At 47.7% G+C, this 24,519-nt stretch carries 23 protein-coding genes; 4 read left to right on the top strand and 19 right to left on the bottom strand.

Features of this window, described 5'->3' with window-relative positions:
• Positions 1–531 precede the first annotated feature (531 nt).
• The 9 genes from BUB37_RS02795 to BUB37_RS02755 form a co-directional block, all read right to left on the bottom strand.
• Positions 532–1,464: a DUF3078 domain-containing protein gene (locus BUB37_RS02795; protein ID WP_072988145.1), complete on the bottom strand. Its 933-nt coding sequence runs from the start codon at positions 1,462–1,464 to the stop codon at positions 532–534.
• A 79-nt stretch (positions 1,465–1,543) separates the two neighbouring features.
• Complete coding sequence (locus tag BUB37_RS02790) at positions 1,544–2,074, bottom strand: DUF2480 family protein (protein WP_244526705.1); 531 nt, start codon at positions 2,072–2,074, stop codon at positions 1,544–1,546.
• Positions 2,075–2,100: 26 nt separating this feature from the next.
• Positions 2,101–2,433, bottom strand: a complete 333-nt coding sequence (locus tag BUB37_RS02785; RefSeq protein ID WP_072988143.1) for a DUF59 domain-containing protein — start codon at positions 2,431–2,433, stop codon at positions 2,101–2,103.
• 57 nt (positions 2,434–2,490) lie between these two features.
• Entirely contained in the window at positions 2,491–2,913 is a 423-nt protein-coding gene (locus BUB37_RS02780) for a SufE family protein (RefSeq protein WP_072989712.1), read from the bottom strand.
• Positions 2,914–2,988: 75 nt separating this feature from the next.
• Positions 2,989–4,203, bottom strand: a complete 1,215-nt coding sequence (locus tag BUB37_RS02775; RefSeq protein ID WP_072988140.1) for an aminotransferase class V-fold PLP-dependent enzyme — start codon at positions 4,201–4,203, stop codon at positions 2,989–2,991.
• A 200-nt stretch (positions 4,204–4,403) separates the two neighbouring features.
• Positions 4,404–5,723, bottom strand: a complete 1,320-nt coding sequence (gene sufD / locus BUB37_RS02770; protein WP_072988137.1) for a Fe-S cluster assembly protein SufD — start codon at positions 5,721–5,723, stop codon at positions 4,404–4,406.
• 58 nt (positions 5,724–5,781) lie between these two features.
• Positions 5,782–6,537, bottom strand: a complete 756-nt coding sequence (gene sufC / locus BUB37_RS02765; protein ID WP_072988134.1) for a Fe-S cluster assembly ATPase SufC — start codon at positions 6,535–6,537, stop codon at positions 5,782–5,784.
• 79 nt (positions 6,538–6,616) lie between these two features.
• On the bottom strand, positions 6,617–8,062 hold the full coding sequence (gene sufB / locus BUB37_RS02760) for a Fe-S cluster assembly protein SufB (protein WP_072988131.1): 1,446 nt from the start codon (positions 8,060–8,062) through the stop codon (positions 6,617–6,619).
• Between the two features lie 9 nt (positions 8,063–8,071).
• Positions 8,072–8,401: a HesB/IscA family protein gene (locus tag BUB37_RS02755; protein ID WP_072988127.1), complete on the bottom strand. Its 330-nt coding sequence runs from the start codon at positions 8,399–8,401 to the stop codon at positions 8,072–8,074.
• A 195-nt stretch (positions 8,402–8,596) separates the two neighbouring features.
• Between BUB37_RS02755 and BUB37_RS02750 the strand changes: the two genes are divergently transcribed.
• Positions 8,597–9,556, top strand: coding sequence for a glycosyl transferase family 90 (locus BUB37_RS02750; protein ID WP_072988123.1), 960 nt, complete (start codon positions 8,597–8,599; stop codon positions 9,554–9,556).
• A 334-nt stretch (positions 9,557–9,890) separates the two neighbouring features.
• Complete coding sequence (gene thiL / locus BUB37_RS02745; RefSeq protein ID WP_072988120.1) at positions 9,891–10,940, top strand: thiamine-phosphate kinase; 1,050 nt, start codon at positions 9,891–9,893, stop codon at positions 10,938–10,940.
• Between the two features lie 209 nt (positions 10,941–11,149).
• On the opposite strand, the gene BUB37_RS02740 is transcribed toward thiL, so the two are convergent.
• On the bottom strand, positions 11,150–11,368 hold the full coding sequence (locus BUB37_RS02740; protein WP_072989709.1) for a hypothetical protein: 219 nt from the start codon (positions 11,366–11,368) through the stop codon (positions 11,150–11,152).
• 347 nt (positions 11,369–11,715) lie between these two features.
• Here BUB37_RS02740 and brnQ point away from each other — a divergent pair, with 347 nt between their 5' ends.
• The gene (gene brnQ / locus BUB37_RS02735) at positions 11,716–13,020 is read left to right on the top strand and encodes a branched-chain amino acid transport system II carrier protein (RefSeq protein WP_244526703.1); all 1,305 of its coding nucleotides are present in this window, start codon (positions 11,716–11,718) and stop codon (positions 13,018–13,020) included.
• A gap of 43 nt (positions 13,021–13,063) precedes the next feature.
• Here the strand turns inward: brnQ and aqpZ are convergent, their stop codons facing one another.
• The 4 genes from aqpZ to BUB37_RS02715 form a co-directional block, all read right to left on the bottom strand.
• On the bottom strand, positions 13,064–13,753 hold the full coding sequence (aqpZ, locus tag BUB37_RS02730; protein WP_072988117.1) for an aquaporin Z: 690 nt from the start codon (positions 13,751–13,753) through the stop codon (positions 13,064–13,066).
• 181 nt (positions 13,754–13,934) lie between these two features.
• The gene (locus tag BUB37_RS02725) at positions 13,935–14,117 is read right to left on the bottom strand and encodes a hypothetical protein (RefSeq protein ID WP_072988114.1); all 183 of its coding nucleotides are present in this window, start codon (positions 14,115–14,117) and stop codon (positions 13,935–13,937) included.
• Positions 14,118–14,120: 3 nt separating this feature from the next.
• Entirely contained in the window at positions 14,121–14,891 is a 771-nt protein-coding gene (locus BUB37_RS02720; protein WP_072988111.1) for an exodeoxyribonuclease III, read from the bottom strand.
• Between the two features lie 9 nt (positions 14,892–14,900).
• Positions 14,901–16,193, bottom strand: coding sequence for an aminopeptidase P family protein (locus BUB37_RS02715; protein WP_072988107.1), 1,293 nt, complete (start codon positions 16,191–16,193; stop codon positions 14,901–14,903).
• Between the two features lie 323 nt (positions 16,194–16,516).
• On the opposite strand from BUB37_RS02715, the gene BUB37_RS02710 reads away from it, so the two are divergent.
• Positions 16,517–19,381 (top strand): VPS10 domain-containing protein, encoded by a 2,865-nt coding sequence (locus tag BUB37_RS02710; protein WP_072988102.1) that lies wholly within the window; start codon positions 16,517–16,519, stop codon positions 19,379–19,381.
• 364 nt (positions 19,382–19,745) lie between these two features.
• Here BUB37_RS02710 and BUB37_RS02705 read toward each other — a convergent pair whose 3' ends face one another.
• From BUB37_RS02705 to BUB37_RS02685, 5 genes are all read right to left on the bottom strand, one after another.
• Positions 19,746–20,291 (bottom strand): type 1 glutamine amidotransferase domain-containing protein, encoded by a 546-nt coding sequence (locus BUB37_RS02705; RefSeq protein ID WP_072988098.1) that lies wholly within the window; start codon positions 20,289–20,291, stop codon positions 19,746–19,748.
• An 84-nt stretch (positions 20,292–20,375) separates the two neighbouring features.
• Positions 20,376–20,852, bottom strand: a complete 477-nt coding sequence (locus BUB37_RS02700) for a very short patch repair endonuclease (RefSeq protein ID WP_072988095.1) — start codon at positions 20,850–20,852, stop codon at positions 20,376–20,378.
• An 88-nt stretch (positions 20,853–20,940) separates the two neighbouring features.
• Positions 20,941–21,687 carry a succinate dehydrogenase/fumarate reductase iron-sulfur subunit gene (locus BUB37_RS02695; RefSeq protein WP_072988092.1) on the bottom strand — a complete coding sequence of 249 codons (747 nt, stop codon included), beginning with the start codon at positions 21,685–21,687 and terminating at the stop codon, positions 20,941–20,943.
• A gap of 75 nt (positions 21,688–21,762) precedes the next feature.
• Entirely contained in the window at positions 21,763–23,766 is a 2,004-nt protein-coding gene (locus tag BUB37_RS02690) for a fumarate reductase/succinate dehydrogenase flavoprotein subunit (protein ID WP_072988088.1), read from the bottom strand.
• A 1-nt stretch (position 23,767) separates the two neighbouring features.
• On the bottom strand, positions 23,768–24,436 hold the full coding sequence (locus tag BUB37_RS02685; RefSeq protein WP_072988085.1) for a succinate dehydrogenase cytochrome b subunit: 669 nt from the start codon (positions 24,434–24,436) through the stop codon (positions 23,768–23,770).
• Positions 24,437–24,519: the final 83 nt, after the last annotated feature.

Raw genomic sequence — 24,519 nt, 5'->3', positions numbered from 1 at the left:
TCATATTTTTCACAACAACAGGGGCGCGGTTCACAACAATTATTTAGCAATCTCAAAGGAGTGGCGTAGATTTACAGTGTAATTAAGTGAGAGAATTGATTCCCAAATCGCTCCTTGAACTTGACCGAAAAGCTTACGATCCCCAGATCGGAAATTTACCTACAAAGCTTAACCTTACCAATACCTACTTAAAAAAAGACCCTTCAAATGAAGGGTCTTTTTTTGTAGGCTTGCCACCCAAATCGCGGAAAAAGCCTTTATTGTGTCCGTTCGTCGAAAAAAAAGGCATTTTAACGTATTTCACCACAAATATGGAGGCCTTCGCAACAAAATTTTCGCAATTCGGCGAGTGTCGGGTACATTAGCTTTGTATTTGAAATTTAGTGTTACGACCCAAATCGCTACGACTTAACCGCTTAGTTTGATTTTTTTATTAACTGTACCAAATTAAAGCATCCTACTTAACAAACAAATGCCCCGACCAAAATGGCCGGGGCATTTTATTTTATACGGATCTAAGGTTCTTTCGTGTTAGAACGAGTAGTTCAGACCAAAGAGGTAATAACTCTGTAGATCGTTATCGATGTTGCCCAAGGTTGGGGTCGGGGTCGGAACGGGAGTCTGCGCCAAGGCATTGCCAAGGGCCTCTTGTTTGTTGCTTCTCAATCCGAATTCAAAACCAAGGCCTATCCCCTTCCATAGGGTGTAACCAAAGGAGTTGATCCATGTCCAGTTGGACAAATCACCGTCTTCATAGCTCTGAAAGGTCGAGAAATTGGTCTTAAAATTGATCGCACCGATTTTCTTGGTATAGTCGACCACGATCTTGGCACCTGCCGAAGACTCATAGGCCGCATCATTGTCGGCGAACACAAAGTTGTAGTTCAATGGGTGGATCACCACTACCATATCGGCAATCGGGGTCCATGTTGCACCCACACCAAGATCCAAGTAACCAGGATCGTTAAAGTTATTGATGATCGAGGTTCGGTATTCGCCCAAGGCCGAAATCGCAAAGTTTTTGTTCAGCTTATAACCGTAAAGGGACACGATATTAAAAACATCGGTAGTTCCGTCGAATCCCTCGTTGTCGGTAGGATCGTCCTTATCGTCCAATTTGACCCATTGCAGGTTGATGTTGGCGGAGTTCTTCCAGAAGAATTTTTCCTTGTCCAAATTGGCGTAGGCGTTTACGGTAACCCCTATATTTCCGGAAGAATTGTTCGGTGTTCCTTGCGAATACCAGTTATTGAATTTCGATAGGTTGGCACCAATGGTACCGAAGGCGCCTATTTTCCACCCGGGAAATGCGTCAATTTGCGATTGCAGGGCATCTACCCTACCTTGAATGGCGTTGATTGAGTCTTTTTTTGCCGCTTGCTCGGCTTTAAGTTCGTCAATTGTTTGTGCAAAACCTGCGGAAAAAGCGAGCGTTGCAAGGCAAGAAATTACTAATCGTTTCATAATGTTAATGTTAGTGAATAAGTGTTTATCAACGGCAAAGTTAACGATGCTAACATTTAATAAACAAGTTTATCAACGATTATTTTCTTTTGAACAAAGGCACGGAAGAGCACGCTTCACCGTACATTACCGACCTTGCCACCCTCTGTAACCTACCAGTTATCAACAAATAAGCATTGGGGGGAACGGGTTTTTTGCTACAGCCTTTTACGATAACCGGCTTATCTTGATAGGCCGAAAGGTCCAGGTTTTCAAGTACCGATTGGTATAAGGAAGTTTCCAACATCTCGAGATCACCTTGCACCACTCTTTTCGCATAGGGTGATAGTTTTACGGTCAAGAGCATATAGGCCCAGCCCGGTACGATGGCATCGGTAGCACAATGAAGGGCCACGTAGGCATCTTGGTACCGTGTCCAATCGTGGGCCTCGGCAGCGGCCCTGAATTCCTTTTCCCTTAGGATAATGCCTTCGTACAGCCATTCGGAGATATCGAACAAGACTCGGCTGCCCTCCTGATAGTAGTCCTCAAGGTCGAAGGTAAGCAGTTTGCTCTGGGCGACCCTATTAACGATAGGCCCGCTATTTTCCGGCATTTTGGATGGCTCCATGGCTAGTATATCTTAAAAAGGTTCTTTTAGAGCAGGCCGAGTTCCAATTTGGCCTCTTCGCTCATTAAATCCTGCGTCCAAGGCGGGTCAAAAGTTATTTCGACCTCGGCATCCTTGACCATATCCAAGGACTTCACTTTTTCCTCTACCTCTACGGGCAAGGACTCGGCAACAGGGCAGTTGGGCGAGGTTAGGGTCATCAGTATACGCACCTCGTTGTCTTCGTTGACCAACACATCGTATATGAGCCCAAGTTCATAAATGTCTACGGGAATTTCGGGGTCGTATATCGTCTTTAGTACTTTGACGATTTTTTCGCCCAATTCGCTGGCGTCAATGGTAGTTATTTCGTCGCTCATTGTCTTTTGTTTTTATAGGGTCCAGCCGCTTGCTCTCCGCTTCGGGTCGACCCTGTATTAGTTTAACTGTGTTTGATAGGCCACCGCATACAGCTTTAATTGCTTGATCATGCTTACCAGACCGTTGGCACGGGTCGGTGAAAGGTGCTCCTTTAGACCGATTTCGTCAATGAAATCGGTATCGGCATCAATAATATCCTGTGGTTTTTGATTGCTAAATGCCCGGATCAGGATAGCAATTATACCTTTTGTTATAATTGCATCGCTGTCGGCCGTAAAGACCAGTCTATCGCCATCCAGTTCGGCATGTACCCATACCTTGCTCTGACAGCCTTTGATGATGTTGTCGTCGGTCTTGTATTTTTCATCTATCAACGGAAGGGATTTGCCTAGCTCGATCATATATTCGTAGCGCTGCATCCAATCGTCGAACATCGAAAATTCGTCGACGATCTCTTCCTGTATTTCCTTAATACCCATGGTATCCATTTTTTGTAAAAATACGACAAGTCTCGATGCTTATCAATTCTTTGGTGCAAAGATAGGCCGACGGATTCAAAGCAGCATATTTCTTGCGCGTTTCACCCCCTCGACCAGCACATCGACTTCGTCTTTGGTGTTATAAAAGCTAAAGCTGGCCCTTACCGTTCCGGGAATACCGTAAAAGTCCATTATCGGCTGGGCGCAGTGGTGGCCCGTTCTGACGGCAATGCCCAATTTATCCAAAATCGTCCCGATATCGTACGGATGGACACCTTCGATATTGAAGGAAATAACGGAGGTCTTCTTTTTTGCGGTGCCGTAAATTCTGAGTCCCTCTACTTTTAGAAGTTCTTGGGTGGCGTATTCGAGCAAATCGTGTTCATATTCGGCAATTTGATCAAAGCTAATGGCATTCATATAAGCAAGTGCGGCCCCAAAGGCTATTCCCCCACAGATATTGGGGGTACCCGCTTCAAACTTATGGGGCAAATCGGCATAGGTCGTCTTTTCGAAGGTAACCTCGGCGATCATTTCGCCCCCGCCTTGATAGGGCGGTAACTTATTCAGCCATTCTTCCTTTCCGTAGAGCATGCCAACTCCCGTAGGACCACACATCTTATGGGCCGATACGGTATAAAAATCAACGTCCAACGCCTGCACATCGGCCTTGATATGGGGAGCGGCCTGTGCGCCGTCTACAAGTACGGCGGCCCCTAGCTTGTGCGCCTTTTCGATGATTTCGGCAATGGGGTTGACGGTACCCAAGGCATTGGAAACATGGTTACAAAAAACCAGTTGGGTACGGTCGGACAACAATTGGTCGTACTGCTGCATCACCAGCTCGCCCTCGTCGTTCATGGGTATGACCTTAAGTACCGCCCCGGTACGCTCGCACAACATCTGCCACGGTACGATATTGGAGTGGTGCTCCATGGCCGACACCACAATCTCGTCCCCAGCCTTCAACAAGGAAGTAAATCCGCTGGCCACTAGGTTGATACCGTGGGTCGTACCCGAAGTAAATATGATTTCATGGGACTTGGCCGCGTTAAAATGCTTTTGGATCTTGATCCTGGCCTGCTCGTACTTATCGGTCGCCTCTTGCGAAAGCGCATGCACCCCACGGTGAATATTGGCATTGTAGTTTTCATAATAATCTACAATGGCATCGATTACCTGTTTAGGGGTTTGGGAAGTGGCCGCGTTGTCAAGGTACACCAAAGGTTTCCCGTTTACCTCCCGGTTTAATATGGGGAAATCTCCCCTTATTTTTTTTATATCTAACATAAGTCCTTCTTCTTAAATACAAAGATACCCGATTGAAAAAACAAATCGGGTATAAGACAAATTCTAATTTGATCAGTTGCCACCTATAGCCTTCGGCCCGATAGACCCTAGAAGAAATCCCTGGCCGATAATGTTACTATAAGCGACCGCATATTTGGTCAGGAAGAATAGGTTTGCACAAAACTCTCTAAGGCCCTGTGTTACAGGTCAAACCCCAGATTAACACCTAGTTTTTTAGCGATCAGCTTGTTGATCCTTGCTTTTAGCTCGGGTATACGAACACTCTCCAAAACGTTGTTGGCAAAAGCGTACATCAACAGGGCACGGGCCTCTTTCTTGGGAATACCGCGCGACCGCAGGTAGAACAAGGCATCTTCATCCAATTGTCCTATGGTGCAGCCATGGGAGCATTTTACGTCATCCGCAAAAATCTCCAATTGGGGCTTGGTGTTGATCGTCGCCTTATCGCTGATCAAAATGTTGTTGTTCTGTTGAAAGGCATTGGTCTTTTGAGCAATTTTATCGACGATGATCTTTCCGTTGAAAACCCCAGTGGAATTTTCACCATAAATGCCCTTGTAGTCTTGGTGGCTTTCGCAATTGGGCTCTATATGATGCACTAAGGTATGGTGGTCTACGTGCTGCTTATCGCCCAAAATGGTAACCCCCTTCATGGTCGAATCGATATACTGACCGTTCTGATAGAAGTTCAGGTTGTTGCGCGTCAACTTGCCCCCAAATGAAAAGGTATGTACCTTGACCACACTCTTATTTTTTTGGTCGATATAGGTATTGTCGATCAGCGAGGCGTTTTCGGCATCGTTCTGTATTTTATAATAGTCGACGATGGCGCTATCGGCCGCGAAAATTTCGGTGACCGAATTGGTCAGCACCTCATTGGAGGTCAGGCTCTGGTGCCGTTCGATGACCTGCAGTTCGGCGTTTTCCTCGGCAATAATCAGGTTGCGTGGCTGCAGTAACAAAGAGGCCTCGTTCCCGGTCGCGAAATGGATGATCTCGATCGGTTTTTTGGGCATTTTGTTTTTGGGTATATAGATATAGGCCCCCTCCCTACTAAAGGCCGTATTCAATGAGGTAAGCGACTCGTCTTTGGAAGCTACCTTGTTGAAATAAACGTCGATAACGGGCTTGTACATCGGCTTGGTCAAGGCCGAGCTCATAAGGCAGATATCGACCCCGTCGTGCGTTGTCTCGGAGAGGTACGAACTATAGATACCATCAATAAATACGATCTTGTAGGTGTCGATCTCATGCAAAAAATAACGCTTGACGTCCTTGTATTCCAAGGTATTCCCTTCCTCTTTGGGAAAAATGCTAAAATCGGTTTTTTGCAAGCTCTTTAGGGAGGTGTATTTCCAAGCTTCCTCCTTTTTTGATGGAAACCCCTTAAGCTCAAAGTTTTTCATGGCTTCGGTACGGACATCGTGCACCGGGTGTTCGATGTCGACGTTGTTCTCAAATGCCATAAATGACGATATCAGTTTATCTTTTAAATCCATAATATTCTTATTGCTTGTACCTGTTCGCTAAAACCCTAGGGCCCTTGGTTAGGCACGGCTATTCAACTACCGCCTCGTTCTTCAACCAGTCGTACCCTTTCTCTTCCAGTTCGATGGCCAGTTCCTTACCGCCCGACTTAACGATCTTACCGTTGTGCAGCACGTGTACAAAATCGGGTACTATGTATTCCAATAATCTTTGGTAGTGGGTAATTACGATTACCGCATTGTCTTTACTTTTCAATTTGTTCACGCCATTGGCGACGATACGCAGTGCATCGATGTCCAAACCAGAGTCGGTCTCGTCCAAAATAGCGAGTTTGGGTTCCAACATCGCCATTTGGAATATCTCGTTACGTTTCTTTTCACCACCGGAAAAGCCTTCGTTCAGGGAACGCGACAAGAACTTGCGGTCAATGTCCAAGAGCTCCGATTTTTCGCGGATGAGCTTCAACATTTTATTGGCGGGCATATCTTCGAGGCCACGGGCCTTTCTCGATTCGTTGATGGCCGTTTTGATAAAGTTGGTAACCGACACCCCGGGAATCTCCACGGGATACTGAAACGACAGGAAAATACCTTTGTGGGCACGTTCTTCGGCCGATACGTCCTCCAAATCCTCCCCGTCGAGCTTTATACTGCCCTCGGTGACCTCAAACTCTTCCTTTCCGGCAATAACCGCCGACAAGGTACTCTTTCCGGATCCGTTGGGCCCCATAATGGCATGTACCTCACCGGCATTTACCTCGAGGTTGATTCCCTTTAATATTTCCTTATCCTCTACACTTGCGTGCAAATTTTCGATCTTAAGCATATATTCTCTTCTTAATGTCTACTTCTTAAAAGCCAAACGGCCCTTTTGTTTCAATCGTTCGTTTTTACTATTTGTTTTCTTAACCCACGGATCCCTCCAAACTGATTTCGAGCAGTTTTTGGGCTTCGACCGCAAACTCCATCGGAAGCTTGTTCAACACCTCTTTGCTAAAGCCGTTGACGATCAAGGCGATGGCCTTTTCGGTATCGATGCCCCGTTGGTTGCAATAAAAGATCTGGTCTTCGCCGATTTTGCTCGTCGTGGCCTCGTGCTCTATCTGGGCCGTCTTGTTTTTTGCCTCGATATACGGAAAGGTGTGTGCGCCGCACTCGTTGCCCATCAACAAAGAGTCGCACTGGGAGAAGTTCCTGGCGTTTTCCGCACGGCTGTTCACTTGCACTAGCCCCCTATAGCTGTTCTGCGATTTTCCGGCCGATATTCCCTTAGATATAATGGTGCTGCGGGTATTCTTGCCCAAATGGATCATTTTGGTACCGGTATCGGCCTGTTGGTGATTGTTGGTCACCGCAATGGAATAGAACTCACCGATGGAATTATCGCCCTTCAACACACAGGAGGGGTATTTCCAGGTAACCGCGGAACCGGTCTCGACCTGTGTCCACGAAATTTTGGCGTTCTTCTCGCAAAGACCCCTTTTGGTCACGAAATTGTAAACGCCCCCTCTTCCCTCCTTGTCACCGGGGAACCAGTTTTGTACCGTTGAGTATTTTATTTCGGCTCCGTCAAGCGCAATCAGTTCCACAACGGCGGCATGGAGCTGGTTTTCGTCACGTGAAGGGGCCGTACAGCCTTCGAGGTAGCTGACATAGCTTCCTTCATCAGCGATCACCAAGGTTCTTTCGAACTGGCCCGTGCCTGCCTGGTTGATCCTAAAATAGGTCGAAAGCTCCATAGGGCATCTAACCCCTTTCGGGATATAGCAAAAAGACCCGTCGGAAAAAACCGCCGAATTAAGCGCGGCATAAAAATTGTCTTTTTTGGGAACCACCGAACCGATGTATTTTTTCACCAACTCAGGGTGCTCTTTAATGGCCTCGGATATGGAGCAAAAGATAATGCCCTTTTCGGCCAAGGTCTTTTTAAAGGTAGTGGCCACAGAAACCGAGTCCATAACAATATCGACCGCGACACCGGCAAGTTTTTTCTGTTCGTCTATCGAAATACCCAATTTCTTAAAGGTATCGAGCAACTCCGGATCTACTTCGTCAAGGCTGTCGTACTTGGGTTTCTTGTTCGGCGCCGAATAGTACGAAATTGCCTGAAAGTCGGGCTTTTCATATTTGACATTGGCCCACTCGGGTTCTTCCATCTCCTTCCAATACTTAAAGGCCTCCAAGCGCCAGAGGGTCATCCATTCGGGCTCTCCCTTCTTTTTGGAGATGGCGATTACTACATCCTCGTTCAACCCAACGGGCATGGTATCAGATTCGATATCGGTATAAAATCCATACTCATACTCCTTGGTCTCAAGTTCTTTTTTTAACTCTTCCTCAGTATATGCCATATTCTCTTTTTACAGTGAAAAACTTTCCCCACATCCGCAGGTACGCTGTGCATTCGGGTTATTAAAAATAAAGCCCTTGCCATTGAGTCCCCCGGAATACTCCAAGGTGGTCCCCACGAGATACAGAAAGCTTTTTTTATCTACAACGATGCGCACGTTGTTGTCTTCAAACAACTTGTCGGACTCATTGACCTTGTTGTCAAAGTTCAATTCATAGGACAGGCCGCTACACCCACCGCTTTTTACGCCTACTCGCACATAATCCTTCGTAGCATCAAAACCCTCTTCGGTCATCAAGTCCACGACCTTTTTTCTAGCTGTTTCAGATACTTGTATCATTGCTTTTCGGTTTAATCTAAATAGTTCACAAATATAGGTTATTAGTAGGGTTTTACCATGCTTACTAACATTATTATAACGAATGCATTAATAGGCAATTCCTATACTTGCCCTTCAAAACCGGACTCTATCCTTCCAAACGCACCCAAAGGGTAGAATTCTTAACTTTGGAAATTCCATTACCTAATACTGCCCATGCGACCTGACGACATCAATGCCTACTACTATGCCAAGAATTTTGGCAAAAATGCCATGCCCCCTTTTTATTTTAAGAGGAAGTTCAAAAGGCTTCAAGCCTACCGGGACCGGTGCGACCAAGCGTACCTGCAAAAGCGACTGGATTATTACCTCAAGCTCGATTCGGCATTCCAGCTCCCCGAGGATGCCGTAGCGGCAAAAAACTTCAAGCGAACCAAGGGCACCGGCTATTACCTCGACCTAAAGGAGTTCCTGCATTATTTTTCACCCGATGCCAGATTCACCTACCACTTTGGCGACGAACTCCATATCAACCCGTACCCCACCCTGTTCAAGGCCAGGCCCCTGAACGACAAAAATGCCAATTCCGTGCTTTTCAAACTGAACAAACGCCGGCATTTTCGATGGGTAAGCGACTCCCGTACCTTTGAACAGAAAAAGGACATGGTAGTCTGGCGGGGGCGATCGCACCAAAAGCAACGCCGGTATTTTGTCGAAAAGTATTGGGAAAATCCGACTTTTGACGTAGGCCTCACCGACAAGCTGCACACCCAAGGGCGGCACTTAAAGGGGTTTATGGATATCAAAACCCAACTCGAACACAAATTCATTGCCTGTATCGAAGGCTACGATGTGGCGACCAACCTCAAATGGGCCATGTCTTCGAACTCGCTGTGCATTATGCCCAAACCCACCTGCGAAACCTGGTTCATGGAGGGCACCCTCGAAGCCGAAAAGCATTATGTTGAAGTGAAAAACGATTTTTCCGATATGGAGGAAAAGATGCAATACTATATTCGCCGGCCCAAGGAAGCACAAGCGATTATTGCAAACGCCCACCGACATGTGGCTCAATTCAAAAACCGGCGTACCGAAGATTTATTATGCTTTATGGTCTTGGAGAAATACTTCGAACTTTCGGGCCAAACCGATTTTTTAAGGTTCTGCCGCCCCTAGGCAGACGAACCTTGTTTTTGGTCAATTCCACTCCCCCTTCCCGTAACGACTTACACAAAAACCCAATAAATACATCGGTTAGCTATAAAATCGTATACGATTTAAACTGAACTTACGATCCCTTTTTTGCCTTGGCTTGAGCTCCCTATTCAGGAAAATCTGCCCCCTAAGCATCCTTTTTTCTACCTGCAGATCCATTCCGGCAGCAAACAGATGACCGGTCTTTGCTGAGAGCCAATAAATATTCCAATTGGTATAATCGTATCTCGATACTAAGGCCCATTGCCGCCACCTTCCTAATGGTTATCCAAGAAATAACGCTTATTTTTGCAGCATGCTAGAAGACAAGAACAAAGCGCGAACCCCCTTGGAGAAATTGGGCGAGTTCGGACTTATAGACCATTTGACCAAGAATTTTAAGATCAACCACCCCTCATCGGTAAAAGGCATCGGTGACGATGCAGCCGTTTTGGACCACTCGGACAAGAAAACGGTGCTCACTACCGACCTTTTGGTAGAAGGTGTGCATTTCGACCTAAGCTATATGCCCCTAAAACATTTGGGCTATAAGGCGGTAATGGTCAACCTATCCGATGTGTACGCCATGAACGCCAAGGCCACACAGATTACCGTTTCCCTGGCCGTATCGAACCGTTTTCCGCTCGAGGCCCTCGAAGAGCTATACGAGGGTATTGCCCTGGCCTGTAAAATATACGACGTCGATTTGGTGGGTGGCGATACGACCTCGTCTACCAAGGGCATGCTCATAAGCATTACGGCCCTTGGCGAGGTTGCCGAAGCCGATATCACCTACCGCAGTGGGGCCCAAGCCAACGACCTTTTGGTGGTAACCGGAGACCTGGGCGCCGCCTACATGGGCTTTCAGGTCTTGGAACGTGAAAAAGAGGTCTTTAAGGTCAACCCGAACAACCAGCCCGACCTTTCACCCTACTCGTACATCGTCGAAAGGCAATTAAAGCCTGAAGCGCGCAGGGATATCGTCCACCTATTGAAAAAACTTGGGGTCAAGCCCACCTCGATGATCGATATCAGCGACGGACTATCGTCGGAAATCCTTCATCTCAGCAAGTGCAGCAAGGTTGGCTGCAACCTTTTTGAAGACAAGATACCCCTAGACCCTACGGTTATTACCACTTGTGAGGAGTTTAAGATGGACGGTACCATGGTGGCCCTCAGCGGGGGCGAAGACTACGAGCTTCTTTTCACCATCGACCAAAAGGACTTTGATAAAATCAAGGGGAATCCGAACCTTACGGTAATCGGTCATATGACCGAGGCCAACGAAGGCAACCATTTGGTTACGCGGGCCAATACCAAAATACCTTTGACGGCCCAAGGCTGGAACTCTTTTACAAACGATTGATGTTTTTTGTGCGGGAAGGGCGGCCTGTAAACGACCGGTATAAAAAAAGAATTCCCGAAAAAGGCAAACCTAACTAAACTGTTGTGGGGCGAACGACAGTGGAGAACGTGGTTGCAACTTACTTTTCGGGAATGTCATTTAAATCCTGATGTCCCTAAGGGTCAAGATTTGGTTGCCAAAGCATAGTTAACGCTGAATCAAGTTCAGGGTTAGGCAGCGTGATCGGCTGCCCTATGTCTCTTTTGAAATATATTTTCCAAGGTTTTGTTGATATCCTGAAGCTCTGGGGTTAGCGTTGACAGGTTACCGCTCACATCCGTGGTTACCTCTTTACCACAGTGGATGCATTTGTACTCTTTGATGTGTAGGGTTACTTTTTTTGAAACCGAGTAATGGTGGCCGAAAAGGCTGCAAAAGAATCTTTTCATAATTGTAGGTTTAAAACGCATTGTCGGTCATTGGGAAACCGCTAATTGCCTGATCAAAATTTGGGTAAAAAACTCAAGTGATGTGAACCACTTTTTATCCTGAACGCACACACCTCTTTTTTTATTGGGTCGATGTCTTTTTTAAGGTCCTTTTTTCGACGAAATGCATTTTTTTCGATGAAATGAAGCTTTTTTACAGGGAGAACAACATTTGTGATCAAGTGGTTTTACGGCATCTTCCAAAGGTTCTATAAAATGGGGCGCCCCCTTTTCGTTGTGCCCGTAGTTCATCGAATTCGATGTACGACACTCCTTTTTTGGGATTTATCGAATTTAAATTCTTATATATGCCCCGTGATCTTGATAGTATGCCCATTACAGTGAACACCAAGGAAACCCTTGTTACGGCCTTCGCCCTCTTTTCGCTCTTCTTTGGAGCCGGAAACTTGATTTTGCCCCCGCTCTTGGGCCATAAATCGGGAGGGCTCTGGTGGCTCGTTGCCCTGGGCTTCTGTGCTTCCGCCGTGCTCATACCCATACTGGGCATAATGGCCCATGCCAAACTGCAGGGCACGATTTTCGATTTTGGCAAAAAAGTATCCCCGAGCTTTAGCCTCGTCTATGCCCTGCTGATCTATTGCATCTCCATTGGCCTACCTTCGCCCCGAACCGCCGCGGTGACCCATGAAATGGCCATCCAACCTTTTTTCGATTCGCCGGCCCTACTGACCAGCGTGGTTTACTTTTCCTTGGTCTTCCTATTCGTCATCAACCGCTCAAAGATTTTAAATATTCTCGGAAAACTTTTGACCCCGGCCATTATCCTTATTCTCTTCCTAATTATTGGCACGGCCGTCTTTTCATACGATTTCCATTTCGGCACGCCCCTGTACCAACACCCGTTTTCAGAAGGCGTCATTGAAGGATACCAAACCTTCGACGCCATAGGAGCCGTAGTGGTGGGAGGGGTCATCATCATCTCGATCAACCTAAGAAAGAAAGAAGCGACTTACGAGGAAAAAAAAGCCCTGATAAGGCGTTCGGCCCTATTGGCCGGACTCGGCCTCCTAATTATTTATTGCGGACTCATCCTTACGGGTGCGCTTATGCAGGGGGAGTTCGGAGCCACCGTCTCACGTACGGCCCTGTTGAACGGCATAAGTTCAAAAACCTTGGGCGGAACGGCCCACCTGTTCATCAGCATCTTGGTAAGCCTGGCCTGTTTTACCACTGCCGTGGGCATAGTAACGGGCACTGCCGATTTCGTAAAATACCGTTTTCACGATTCCCAAACGGCGTATACGGCCACTGCCTTATTGGGATGTATACTGGGAATAACGATGGGTCAATTTAACGTAGCATACATCATTGCGGTAGCCCTGCCCGCCCTTATGTTCATTTACCCGATTACCATTGTACTTATCCTTTTAAATATAGTGCCCGACAAATGGGCCTCCCAAAAAGTGTTTCGGGCCGTGGTCGTTACCACCTTTGTTTTCAGTGTTCCCGATTTTTTGGGAAGCCTGGGCCTTGCCGAAGCCCAATCCTACCTACAGGGATTCGTTCCTTTGGGTACTTATAGCCTAGGATGGGTATTACCGGCAGGGGCGGTTTTTACAATGGCCAACCTGCTCGGAAAAGATCAGGCCTAAAACCACCCCTTCCGGCTCCCCTACTAAAACCGTCCCATACGAGCTATTCCACTATCTCCGGCGAAAGGGCCTTGTACACCAGTCCGGCCAACGCGGCACCCACGATTGGCGCAACCCAAAACAACCACAGTTCGCCCAAGGCCCAATCGCCCACGAATAGTGCTTGGCTCGTACTCCGGGCCGGATTTACGGAGGTATTGGTAACCGGTATACTGATCAGGTGGATCAAGGTCAAACAAAGGCCGATGGCCAATCCGGCAAAGCCGCCCGGCGCCTTGGTATAGGTAGACCCGAGAATTACGAACAAAAAGATAAAGGTCATGACGACTTCGCAGACCAAGGCGGCCATCATACTATAGCCTCCCGGGGAGTGTTCGCCATAACCGTTGGCGGCAAAGCATCCCAGTTCAAATCCGGGTTGCCCGGAGGCAATGACATACAAAATACCCGCCCCGGCGATCCCGCCCAAAACTTGGGCTATGATATAGGGCACAAGGTCCTTTGCATCAAACCGACCACCTGCCCAAAGGCCAATGGACACCGCCGGGTTCAAATGGCAGCCCGAAATATGGCCAATGGCATAGGCCATGGTCACCACGGTGAGACCAAATGCGAGGGCCACGCCCACAAAGCCAATTCCCAATTCGGGAAAACCTGCAGCCAATACTGCGCTTCCACACCCCCCTAGAACCAACCAAAGGGTACCGATAAATTCTGCTACTAATTTCTTCATTTTGAAATATTTAGTTAATGGTTATACATGAGTACAACCCTAAGGTAGCAAAATTTTAAGTTTAATTTTATAAGTAAAGGATTACTTTATGGCGACTGCCCTATTTGCCCGGCCCCAATAGGGCAAATTGGCCAGGACGGCGAAAAATTCGGCCACAAAACACAAAAAAACCAGCAAGGGCTTACCCTTCTTGGTCTTCGTTACGTTTTTTGGAAAAATAGTAAAAGGCGTAGGCCACCAAGACCAAGACCACAAACGGAAGGTAGGTGCCTATGGCCACCCCAATTTCGTAGGCACTGTCCGGGGCCTCTTCAATCTTCTTCTCGATTTCGGACACCTCTTGCCACAATAGAAACATACCCATATCCTAGAACATTATTTCGAGACTAATGGGACAATGGTCGCTGCCCATTACCTGATCGTGGATTTGGGCGGACCTGACCTTGGGCCAAAGGGACTCACTGACCAAAAAATAATCGATACGCCAACCTACGTTACGCCCCCGGGCACCGCCGCGCATACTCCAAAAAGTGTATTTATCAAAAGTGGTCGGGTGCAAGGTCCTAAAGCTATCCACTAGGTTCAGTTCTTTTAACAAGGCATCGAAGCCATCTATCTCTACCTGTGTAAAGCCCGAGGTTTTGTTGTAGTTAGACTTGGGGTTGGCCAGATCGTTTTCCGTATGGGCCACATTAAAATCACCCGTTAGAATCAAGGGTTTGTGCTGCGACAATTCTTTGAGGTAAGCCGTAAAATCCTTGTCCCATACCGCCCGGTAATCCAATCGCTTCAATCCACTCCCACTATTGGGCACATATACGTTGACCAAATGAAATTCTTCGTACTCCGCATGGGTAATCCGCCCTTCCGCATCGTGTTCCTCCTTTCCCATATCGACGGTAAAGGTCAGCGGTTTTTTCTTGGAAAGGATTGCCGTACCGGAATAGCCTTTTTTTTCGGCACTGTTACAAAACAGCTCGTAATCGGAAACCCCCGCCAAGGCTTCTTTAACCTGATCGTCTTGGGCCTTGGTTTCCTGAACGCAAAAAATATCGGCATCAAAACGCGACACAACGTCTGCAAACCCCTTTTTGACCGAGGCCCTAATTCCGTTAACATTCCACGATACTAATCTCATAATGTGATATTATTGGTTCATCAATTCTTCTATTTCCTCTACCTCGATGGGAATATTCTGCATCAGGTTAAGGGGTTCTCCCTGCTCTTGGATGACCACATCGTCTTCGATACGGATGCCCATATTTTCGTCAGGAATATAAATGCCCGGTTCAACGGTAAAGACCATATTGGCCTTCATAGGGGTTTTCAGTTCGCCGTAATCGTGGGTGTTCAATCCGATATGGTGACTGGTGCCGTGCATAAAGTATTTTTTATAGGCGGGCCAATCCGGGTTTTCATTCTGCACATCGGCCTTGTCCAACAGTCCCAGCCCCAACAGTTCCGAGGTCATCAATTTGCCGCATTCCTTGTGGTACTCGGCCCAAAGGGTACCGGGCACCAGCATTTTCGTCGCCTCCTTCTTAACGCGCAAAACCGCATTGTAGACCTCTTTTTGACGTTTGGTGAACCTTCCGTTAACGGGAATGGTTCGGGTAAGATCGCTCGAATAATTCGCGTACTCCGCGGCAACGTCCATCAAAATTAGGTCCCCGCCCATACACTGTTGGTTGTTTTCGACATAATGCAGCACGTTGGCGTTGTTGCCCGATGCTATAATAGGTTGATACGCGAAGCCTTTTGATCGGTTGCGCACAAACTCGTGTAGCAACTCCGCTTCTATTTCGTACTCCCAGACCCCGGGTTTAGTAAAGCCCAGCACACGACGGAAGCCTTTTTCGGTAATATCGCAGGCCTTTTGCATCAACTCGATTTCCTCGGGCTCCTTTACGCCGCGTATCTTTTGCAGGATGGGATTGCTTTTGGCCACCTTATGGGCCGGAAACTTGCGTTTACAGTCGATTATAAAACGGTCTTCGCGCGTCTGGGTCTCTACGGCTTGGCGATAGTGCTCGTTGGTATTGAAGTAGATGGTTTCGGCCTCGGTCATCAAATCGAAAAAGACCTTGTCAAAATCTTGTAACCAATAAACGGTCGCGATTCCCGAAACCTCGGTAGCCTTTTCCTTGGTCAGCTTTTCGCCTTCCCAAATGGCTATGTGTTCGTTGGTCTCACGCACAAAAAGAATTTCGCGGTGCCTTTTATCCGTCGCATCCGGAAACAGTACCAAAATGGTCTCTTCTTGATCGGCACCGCTTAGGTAAAAAATATCCCTGTGCTGTTCAAAGGGCAGGGTGCTATCGGCACTGATGGGGTAAATATCGTTGGAGTTGAACACGGCAATGCTCTTCGCTTGCATTTCCGCCATAAACTTTTTCCTATTCTTTATAAATAGACTGTTCTTAATTTGTTCGTACTTCATCTATTTTTTGTTTTTTCAAAAGTAGCGATTCTGTAAAAAACATTAGGGGTGGGGCGGTTTGGAAAAACAAGGAAAATAACGGGTTTTATGCTTCGGAAAAAGGCCCAAAGGGCCCAACCCAAATAAGTTAGAACAAAAAAAGAGACCCTTTTCAAGGCCTCTTCCTCATTTAAAGATTGGTTATGTTATTTTCCTCCTTTAATCGAGTTTTGTTTTAGTCTGGTATAAATTAACAAAATATTAAGTTGCTGCGCAATTATGCTTGCTGTTAATTTTTAAGATTTGCTACCTTTCGTTACCTAAACCATCAATCCGAAGAAACCATGAAACACCTTTCGGTTCTTGTTATTCTGTTCTCCTGTTTTATTGGCCACTCGCAGATTTTACCGACACCCCCCTCAAAGGTAAAAAGTGCCTTGCTTCAAAAGCAGGCCATGGAGACCGGGTCGATCCTTAAAAACTGGCCCTTGAAAAACATTGGCCCCACCATTATGAGCGGTCGGGTAGTCGACCTCGACGTCAACCCCGAAAACCCCGTCGAATTTTACGTGGCCTATGCCAGTGGCGGATTGTGGTACACCAACAACAACGGAACCTCGTTCACCCCCGTAATGGACAATGCGCCCACGCAAAACATCGGCGACATTGCCGTACATTGGCCTTCGGGAACCCTTTGGGTCGGAACGGGAGAGAACAATGCCTCAAGGTCGTCCTATGCGGGCATCGGCCTGTTGAAATCGACCGACCAAGGCAAGACATGGTCGCATATGGGCTTGATCGACTCCCACCATATCGGCCGTATCGTAATCAACCCCGACAATCCGGAGGAAGTAGTCGTGGGGGCCATGGGCCATCTTTATACGGCCAACGAGGAACGCGGTATCTTTAAAACGACCGACGGGGGCCAAACCTGGCACAGAACCCTTTTTATCAATTCCGACACCGGAATTATCGATATCGCCCATGCGCCCGAAAACTTTAAGGTCATGTATGCCGCGGCTTGGGAAAAAGATCGAAAGGCATGGGATTTTTTAGGCAGCGGATATGGTTCCGGTATCTACAAGAGCACCGATGGGGGCAATTCCTGGTCGAAAATCTCAAATGCCGGAAGTGGTTTCCCCACAGGTTATGGAACGGGCCGCATCGGCTTGGCCGTCTTTGATGAAAACATCGTATATGCGCTTCTCGACAATCAAGACCACCGAGAGGCATCCGAAGAAAAAACAAAGGACCCCGACGTGCTTACGGCCTCGGACTTCAAATCGATGACCAAGGAAGATTTTCTAGGCTTGGACGATAAAAAACTGAACAACTTTCTCAAAAAGAACGGATTTCAGGAAAAATACCGCTCGGAAAATGTAAAGCAAATGATCCGCAGCAACCTTGTAGAACCTGCAGACCTGGCCCAATACCTCGAGGATGCCAATACCATGCTTTTCGATACGCCCGTAATCGGTGCCGAGGTATACCGCAGCGATAACGGCGGCCATTCTTGGGCAAAGCAGAACACAAATTATATCGATGCCCTTTTTTATAGCTATGGCTATTATTTTGGCGAGATACGGGTAGACCCCAACGATGCCGATAAAATCTATGTGGGCGGCGTGCCCCTGTTAAAATCGGCCGACGGGGGCAAGACCTTTACCTCCATCAACCGCGAAAACGTACACGTAGACCACCACGCCCTATGGGTCGATCCCAAAATGCCCGGCCATTTGATCAATGGAAATGACGGCGGGGTAAACATCTCTTACGACGACGGCGAAACCTGGATCAAGAACAACTCGCCTGCCGTAGGACAGTTTTATGCCATCAACGTCGACAACCAAGAGCCTTATCACGTCTATGGCGGACTCCAGGACAACGGGGTATGGGAGGGCCCGCACAACGCAAAGGAAGACCGCAGTTGGCATCAGACGGGGCATTACCCTTGGAAATCGATAATGGGCGGCGACGGTATGCAGATCGAAATCGATAACCGCGACCCCAACACCGTCTATACCGGTTATCAATTCGGAAACTACTACCGCATCGACCTAAAAAACGACCGACGAAAATACATCCAGCCCAAACGCGATTTGGGCGAAAAACCCTTTCGCTTTAATTGGCAGACACCCATCTTGCTCTCGCCGCACAACCAGGATATTCTTTACCTCGGAAGCAACCGGCTCCATCGGTCGATGAACCAAGGTGACGATTGGGAAACCCTTTCGGAAGACTTGACACAAGGGGGAAAAAAGGGCAATGTAGCCTACGGTACCCTGACCACCATTTCGGAGTCGCCCCTAAAATTCGGACTCATATACACGGGTAGCGACGATGGCCTTGTACACCTTACCCAAAACGGAGGGGCCGACTGGAAGCTTATTTCCCACACCCTTCCCCAAAACAGGTGGGTAAGCCGTGTACTCGCCTCAAAACACAAAAAAGAACGCGTATACCTGGCCCTGAACGGGTATCGGCAAGACGATTTTACCACCTACCTCTACAAAAGCGAAGACTATGGAAATACGTGGAAGGATATTTCAGGCAACATTCCCGCCTCACCGGTTAACACCATCATGGAAGACCCCGAAAACGAAAACCTGCTCTTTGTCGGCACCGACAACGGCCTGTATACCTCTTTTGACCAAGGGGCCTCTTGGCACGCCTTCCAAAACGGAATGCCCAACGTGGCCGTTCACGACCTAGTGATCCAGCCCAGGGACAAACACCTATTGGTCGGCACCCACGGAAGAAGCATTTACAAGGCAGATATTGCCGTACTTCAAAAAATCACCCCCGAACTGCTGGCAAAGGACCTCCATGTCTTTAAGCTGGACGATATCGAATATAGCAAAGACTGGGGCAAGGCGCCCAGCCCCTGGAGCAAACCGAGTACTCCCGGTCTCGACGTCGTTTTTTTCAGCAAAAAAGCACAGGGCCTAAGCGCCGAAATCCGCAATGAAAAGGGAATCGTGGTCAGTGCCACGACCATCGATTCCGACCAAGGGCTGAACATCCTCTCGTACGATCTTGCCTTCTCCGAAAGCGGTAAGCAAGCCTACATGAAAAAGGGCAAACAGCACATTGAGGCCGCAAAAAACGGAAAAGCCTATTTGCCCAAAGGAAGTTATACGGTCGAATTGAAAGGAAAGGGAATAGAGGTCCGACAAGAATTTAAAATCGTGGACACCACAAAAAAATAAAGCCCCGTTTCAGGGCTTTATTTTTTTTAAGTAGGTCTTTGTTCTTCCGGCGGGAACCGGTATACTGTATAAGCTTTTGTAGGTTAAGTAGCGGACTTGGGGGTTCGTTACTTGTTTCGGTTAAGTTCTAGATTCGATTTGGGGTCGTAACCATCACTCAATTACACTGTAAACTTACGCCCCTTGCCTCAGCTTTCTAAATTATTGTTGTGAACCGGCCCCAATATGTTGTGAAAAATATGAGCGGTCAAATTCATCGATAAAATACCCCTCAACATTGCCCTGATGATTCGCCTTACCCAATGAAAAACCCCTGCGCAGGGCAGGGGCTCGTTGGTGTAGACCGGGTCAAACGTTTCGTTGACTAGGCGTGCTGCTCTTCGTGTTTCCCCTCTTTGATTTCTTCGATCAATTTGGCGTTGAAGGCGGGTAGGTCGCCCGGGTTCCTACTGGTAACAAAGCCCTGGTCTACGACCACCTCTTCATCTACCCAATGGGCACCGGCATTGACCAAGTCGTCTTTAATGGATGTAAACGATGTAAGTTTTCTACCTTCCACAACATTCGCGCTGATCAACACCTGCGGGGCATGACAGATGGCCGCTACGGGCTTTTCTTGCTTAAAGAAATCGCGTACAAAGGTCAGGGCCCTGTCTTCCCTTCTGAGCAAGTCGGGATTGATAACCCCGCCCGGCAGCATCAGGGCATTATAGTCGGTCGCATTTACTTGGTCCAAGGTTTTGTCTACCTTATACGCATTCGACCAATTCCCGTCGGCCCATCCTTTGATCTCTCCTGCCTCCAGACTAACGATATCTACTTGGAAGCCTTCGTTTTCCATGGCCTCTTTTGGCGATGCCAGTTCGCTTTCCTCAAATCCGTTCGTAGCCAATATTGCTATCTTCTTCATATGTATATTTTAAATGATTATTAATTCGTTCATTCGCAATATACCGGGTAAAAACCGCATCCCTTTGCGGAATTCGGGAAGATATTAGCTCGTTTGAACAGACTTAAGGTGATCGATGACCTCGGCAAGGCAGCGTTCGAGTTCTTTCTTGATCTCGGTTTCCCAAAACCGGAAAACGGTATAGCCCAAGCGCTCCAACTCTTGGTTTACCTCACGATCGCGTTGCATGTTCCGTTCGATCTTTGCGATCCAAAATTCGCGATTGGTCTTTATTTTGGGCTTACGTTCCTCCCATTTGTGGCCATGCCAATATTCGCCATCGATAAAAATGGCCGTTTTGTATTTTTTGAGAAGGATGTCGGGTTTGCCCATAAGCTTTTTATAATCGACCCGGTACCGATAGCCCGCTGCGTACAGGGCCTTTCGAAAGGCAAGTTCGGGCTTGGTATTCCTTCCCCTTATCTTGCTCATAATCTTCGAACGTTCGGGTGTAGTGTAGAACCCTAATTCTTCGTTGAAACGGGGTACTTTTATACGCTCTTCGGAATACTCTTTGGGCATGGTTTAAAATAACAAAAAATCCCAAACTCCTTATCTTGGGTTTGGGATTTTCTATATGTAAAAAAGTGCGCTTTGCACTCGTAATGGGCTAACCTTTTGTAGTCGCACTTAAGTACTCCCGGTTCATACGGGCGATGTTCTCAAGTGAAATACCCTTGGGGCACTCTACTTCGCACGCCCCGGTATTGGTGCAGTTTCCGAAGCCTTCGAGATCCATTTGGCGAACCATGTTCTGTACGCGCTCGGTAGCCTCTACACGCCCCTGTGGGAGCAATGCGAACTGCGAAACCTTGGCCGAGGTAAACAACATGGCACTGGCGTTCTTACAGGCAGCGACACAGGCGCCACAGCCGATACAGGTGGCCGCATAGAACGAATCGTCGGCATCGTGCTTGTTGATCGGAATGGCGTTGGCATCTACCGTATTACCCGATGTGTTTACCGATATATACCCCCCGGCTTGCTGAATTCTGTCGAATGCGCTTCGGTCGACCACCAAATCCTTTATTACGGGAAACGCCGTTGCCCTAAAGGGTTCGATGACAATGGTATCGCCATCCTTGAATTTTCTCATGTGCAATTGGCAGGTAGTCACCAAACGATCGGGACCGTGCGGCTCACCGTTGATCTGCAAGGAACAGGTTCCGCAGATACCCTCACGACAGTCGTGGTCGAAATGTACCGGCTCCTTTCCGTTGTTGATCAGGTCTTCGTTCAGTACGTCCAACATTTCCAAAAACGACATATCGCCCTCAACCCCGTCAAGGGTGTAGTCGACCAGTTCCCCTTTGGAATTGGCGTCTTTCTGACGCCATATTTTTAAGTTTAACTTCATAGTTTCTATTTTAGTTGGGGTTGACTGTAAACAGTAAAATGCCTTCGGCAACTACCATAAACCTTCAACTATAAACTACTTATAACTTCTTGTTTTTAATTCAATATTCTCGTAGACCAGTTCTTCCTTGTGTAGAACGGCGTCCTTAGGTTCTCCCTTGTACTCCCATGCCGAAACGAACTTAAAGTTCTCGTCGTCGCGAAGGGCCTCGCCCTCTTCGGTTTGGTACTCTTCCCGGAAATGTCCTCCACAGGATTCGTTTCTCGTAAGGGCATCTTTGGCGAAGAGCTCGCCCAACTCCAAGAAATCGGCCACCCTACCGGCTTTTTCAAGCTCGGCGTTCATACTGTTGGCAGCACCGGGTACTTTGACGTTTTCCCAGAAATCGGCCCGGAGGGCGGAAATTTCTTCCATGGCCTCCTCAAGGCCTTTGGCGTTCCTTGCCATGCCGCATTTGTTCCACATGATCTTGCCCAACTTCTTGTGGTAATAATCAACGGAATGCTTCCCGCTGCCCGACATCAACTTATTGATGCGGTCCTGTACGTCTTTTTCCGCTTGATCGAACTCCGGCAAATCGGTGGGAATGGCCCCTGTTCGAATATCATTGGAAAGGTAATCGCCAATGGTATAGGGCAGCACAAAGTAGCCATCGGCAAGGCCTTGCATCAATGCGGATGCCCCGAGTCGGTTGGCACCATGGTCGCTGAAATTGGCCTCACCGGCACAGTAACAGCCTTCGATGGTGGTTTGTAGGTTGTAATCTACCCATAGTCCTCCCATGGTATAGTGTACCGCAGGATAGATCATCATCGGCGTTTCGTACGGGTTTTCATCGACGATCTTCTCGTACATCTGAAAAAGGTTGCCGTACTTGGCCTCTATAACTTCCTTACCTAACTTGGTAATCGTTTTATTGTCAGGGTTCTTTATTCCCCTTGTAAGGGCGGTCTCTTTTCCGTAGCGTTGAATGGCCGAGGCAAAATCCAAGTAAACGGCCTCACCCGTTTTATTGACACCGAAACCGGCATCACAGCGTTCCTTTGCCGCCCTTGATGCAACGTCGCGGGGCACGAGGTTACCGAATGCGGGGTAACGTCTTTCCAGATAGTAATCCCTGTCCTCTTCCTTTAATTGGGTGGGCTTCAATTTGCCTTCGCGAATCGCTTGGGCATCTTCCAATCGTTTGGGCACCCATATTCTACCATCGTTACGCAGTGACTCCGACATCAAGGTCAATTTCGACTGATGATCGCCCGAAACCGGGATACAGGTCGGGTGGATCTGTGTAAAACAAGGGTTGGCAAAGAAGGCCCCCCTGCGATGCGCCTTCCAGGCCGCCGTTACGTTACTGCCCATGGCGTTGGTAGACAGAAAGAACACGTTTCCATATCCCCCCGTGGCCAATACCACGGCGTGGGCCGAATGGCGTTCTATTTCCCCCGTGACCAGATTTCGTGCGATAATGCCCCTGGCCTTACCGTCGACCAAGACCAAATCCATCATTTCATGACGGTTGTACGGCTTTATCTTTCCTCTATTGATCTGGCGGTTCATGGCCGCGTAGGCGCCCAACAACAATTGTTGCCCGGTCTGCCCCTTAGCGTAAAAAGTTCTTGAAACCAATACCCCACCGAAAGAACGGTTGTCCAACATGCCGCCATAATCCCTTGCAAAAGGAACCCCTTGGGCCACACATTGGTCGATAATGTTCACCGATTCTTCCGCTAGGCGATAAACATTCGCTTCCCGGGAACGGTAATCGCCCCCTTTGATGGTATCGTAAAAGAGACGGTAGGCACTATCGCCATCGCCTTGGTAGTTTTTCGCCGCATTGATACCTCCTTGGGCCGCAATGGAGTGAGCCCTACGTGGTGAATCTTGATAGCAAAAGGTCTTTACATTATACCCCAGTTCGGCCAAGGTAGCCGCAGCAGAACCTCCGGCAAGACCGGTACCAACGACAATGATATCGATGTTACGCTTGTTGGCCGGGTTAACAAGGTTTATATTATTCTTATGGTTGGTCCATTTTTCGGCCAGCGGCCCAGATGGAACTTTAGAATCCAATATGCCCATATTAATGTGTTATTGGGTTAAAATGATGGTAAAGTGCGATAAATATGAACCCTAGGGGAATCACGATCGCATATATTTTGGTAAATGTCTGTATTGCCGGAGTGTATTTGTTGTTCACCCCCATACTTTGAAACGAAGAGGCAAACCCGTGCCACAAGTGCAGCGACAACAACACAAAAGATACTACGTACAGGGCCGTACGCCAAAAAGGCTCAAACTTCTCAACGGTCTCATGATAATATCGCGTGGGATCTTCCGCATTGCCGGCAATGTACTTGTAGTCGATCTCATGAACCCAGAAATCGTAAAAGTGAAGTCCGAGAAAAGCCAAGACCACAAGGCCGGTAATGATCATGTTACGGGAAACCCATGAGGCATTGGCCGCTCCGTTATACTTTTTGTATTTGATCGCCCTGGCCTTGTTGTTCTTGATCTCCAAGGCAATACCCATTACAAAGTGTACAATAACCCCAGCTATCAGGATTGGCTGGAGGATAAATTGCACCAAACCATTGTATCCCATAAAATGGGACCACTCGTTAAAGGTATCGGGAGCCACTACGGAAGTAATGTTAATGGTAAAGTGTTGGGCCAGAAAGAAGACCAAAAAAAGACCCGATAAGGCCATTACGACCTTTCGGGCAATCGAAGATTTTATCAATCCGCTCATTATAATAGTATCAATTAATTTTTAGACGGTCTACAAAATTAGGGCATAGCCTCGGCTTTAACAAACTTTAAAAGTCTTTACTC

Source organism: Pseudozobellia thermophila (assembly GCF_900141855.1).
GTDB classification, from domain to species: domain Bacteria; phylum Bacteroidota; class Bacteroidia; order Flavobacteriales; family Flavobacteriaceae; genus Pseudozobellia; species Pseudozobellia thermophila.
The sequence above is the reverse complement of the archived record's forward strand: the minus strand, read 5'-3'. Positions and strand labels throughout refer to the sequence as shown.

Bases quoted from the DNA above. Each gene is read 5' to 3' on its own strand.
- BUB37_RS02795 (WP_072988145.1), bottom strand. From the start codon at position 1,464: ATGAAACGATTAGTAATTTCTTGCCTTGCAACGCTCGCTTTTTCCGCA.
- BUB37_RS02710 (WP_072988102.1), top strand. From the start codon at position 16,517: ATGAAACACCTTTCGGTTCTTGTTATTCTGTTCTCCTGTTTTATTGGC.
- BUB37_RS02780 (WP_072989712.1), bottom strand. From the start codon at position 2,913: ATGGGTATTAAGGAAATACAGGAAGAGATCGTCGACGAATTTTCGATG.
- BUB37_RS02725 (WP_072988114.1), bottom strand. From the start codon at position 14,117: ATGGGTATGTTTCTATTGTGGCAAGAGGTGTCCGAAATCGAGAAGAAG.
- BUB37_RS02755 (WP_072988127.1), bottom strand. From the start codon at position 8,401: ATGATACAAGTATCTGAAACAGCTAGAAAAAAGGTCGTGGACTTGATG.
- BUB37_RS02775 (WP_072988140.1), bottom strand. From the start codon at position 4,203: ATGTTAGATATAAAAAAAATAAGGGGAGATTTCCCCATATTAAACCGG.
- sufC (WP_072988134.1), bottom strand. From the start codon at position 6,537: ATGCTTAAGATCGAAAATTTGCACGCAAGTGTAGAGGATAAGGAAATA.
- brnQ (WP_244526703.1), top strand. From the start codon at position 11,716: ATGCCCCGTGATCTTGATAGTATGCCCATTACAGTGAACACCAAGGAA.
- BUB37_RS02705 (WP_072988098.1), bottom strand. From the start codon at position 20,291: ATGAAGAAGATAGCAATATTGGCTACGAACGGATTTGAGGAAAGCGAA.
- BUB37_RS02715 (WP_072988107.1), bottom strand. From the start codon at position 16,193: ATGAAGTACGAACAAATTAAGAACAGTCTATTTATAAAGAATAGGAAA.
- sufD (WP_072988137.1), bottom strand. From the start codon at position 5,723: ATGGATTTAAAAGATAAACTGATATCGTCATTTATGGCATTTGAGAAC.
- BUB37_RS02700 (WP_072988095.1), bottom strand. From the start codon at position 20,852: ATGCCCAAAGAGTATTCCGAAGAGCGTATAAAAGTACCCCGTTTCAAC.
- BUB37_RS02785 (WP_072988143.1), bottom strand. From the start codon at position 2,433: ATGAGCGACGAAATAACTACCATTGACGCCAGCGAATTGGGCGAAAAA.
- thiL (WP_072988120.1), top strand. From the start codon at position 9,891: ATGCTAGAAGACAAGAACAAAGCGCGAACCCCCTTGGAGAAATTGGGC.
- BUB37_RS02720 (WP_072988111.1), bottom strand. From the start codon at position 14,891: ATGAGATTAGTATCGTGGAATGTTAACGGAATTAGGGCCTCGGTCAAA.
- BUB37_RS02695 (WP_072988092.1), bottom strand. From the start codon at position 21,687: ATGAAGTTAAACTTAAAAATATGGCGTCAGAAAGACGCCAATTCCAAA.
- sufB (WP_072988131.1), bottom strand. From the start codon at position 8,062: ATGGCATATACTGAGGAAGAGTTAAAAAAAGAACTTGAGACCAAGGAG.
- BUB37_RS02750 (WP_072988123.1), top strand. From the start codon at position 8,597: ATGCGACCTGACGACATCAATGCCTACTACTATGCCAAGAATTTTGGC.
- BUB37_RS02690 (WP_072988088.1), bottom strand. From the start codon at position 23,766: ATGGGCATATTGGATTCTAAAGTTCCATCTGGGCCGCTGGCCGAAAAA.
- BUB37_RS02790 (WP_244526705.1), bottom strand. From the start codon at position 2,074: ATGGAGCCATCCAAAATGCCGGAAAATAGCGGGCCTATCGTTAATAGG.
- BUB37_RS02685 (WP_072988085.1), bottom strand. From the start codon at position 24,436: ATGAGCGGATTGATAAAATCTTCGATTGCCCGAAAGGTCGTAATGGCC.
- aqpZ (WP_072988117.1), bottom strand. From the start codon at position 13,753: ATGAAGAAATTAGTAGCAGAATTTATCGGTACCCTTTGGTTGGTTCTA.
- BUB37_RS02740 (WP_072989709.1), bottom strand. From the start codon at position 11,368: ATGAAAAGATTCTTTTGCAGCCTTTTCGGCCACCATTACTCGGTTTCA.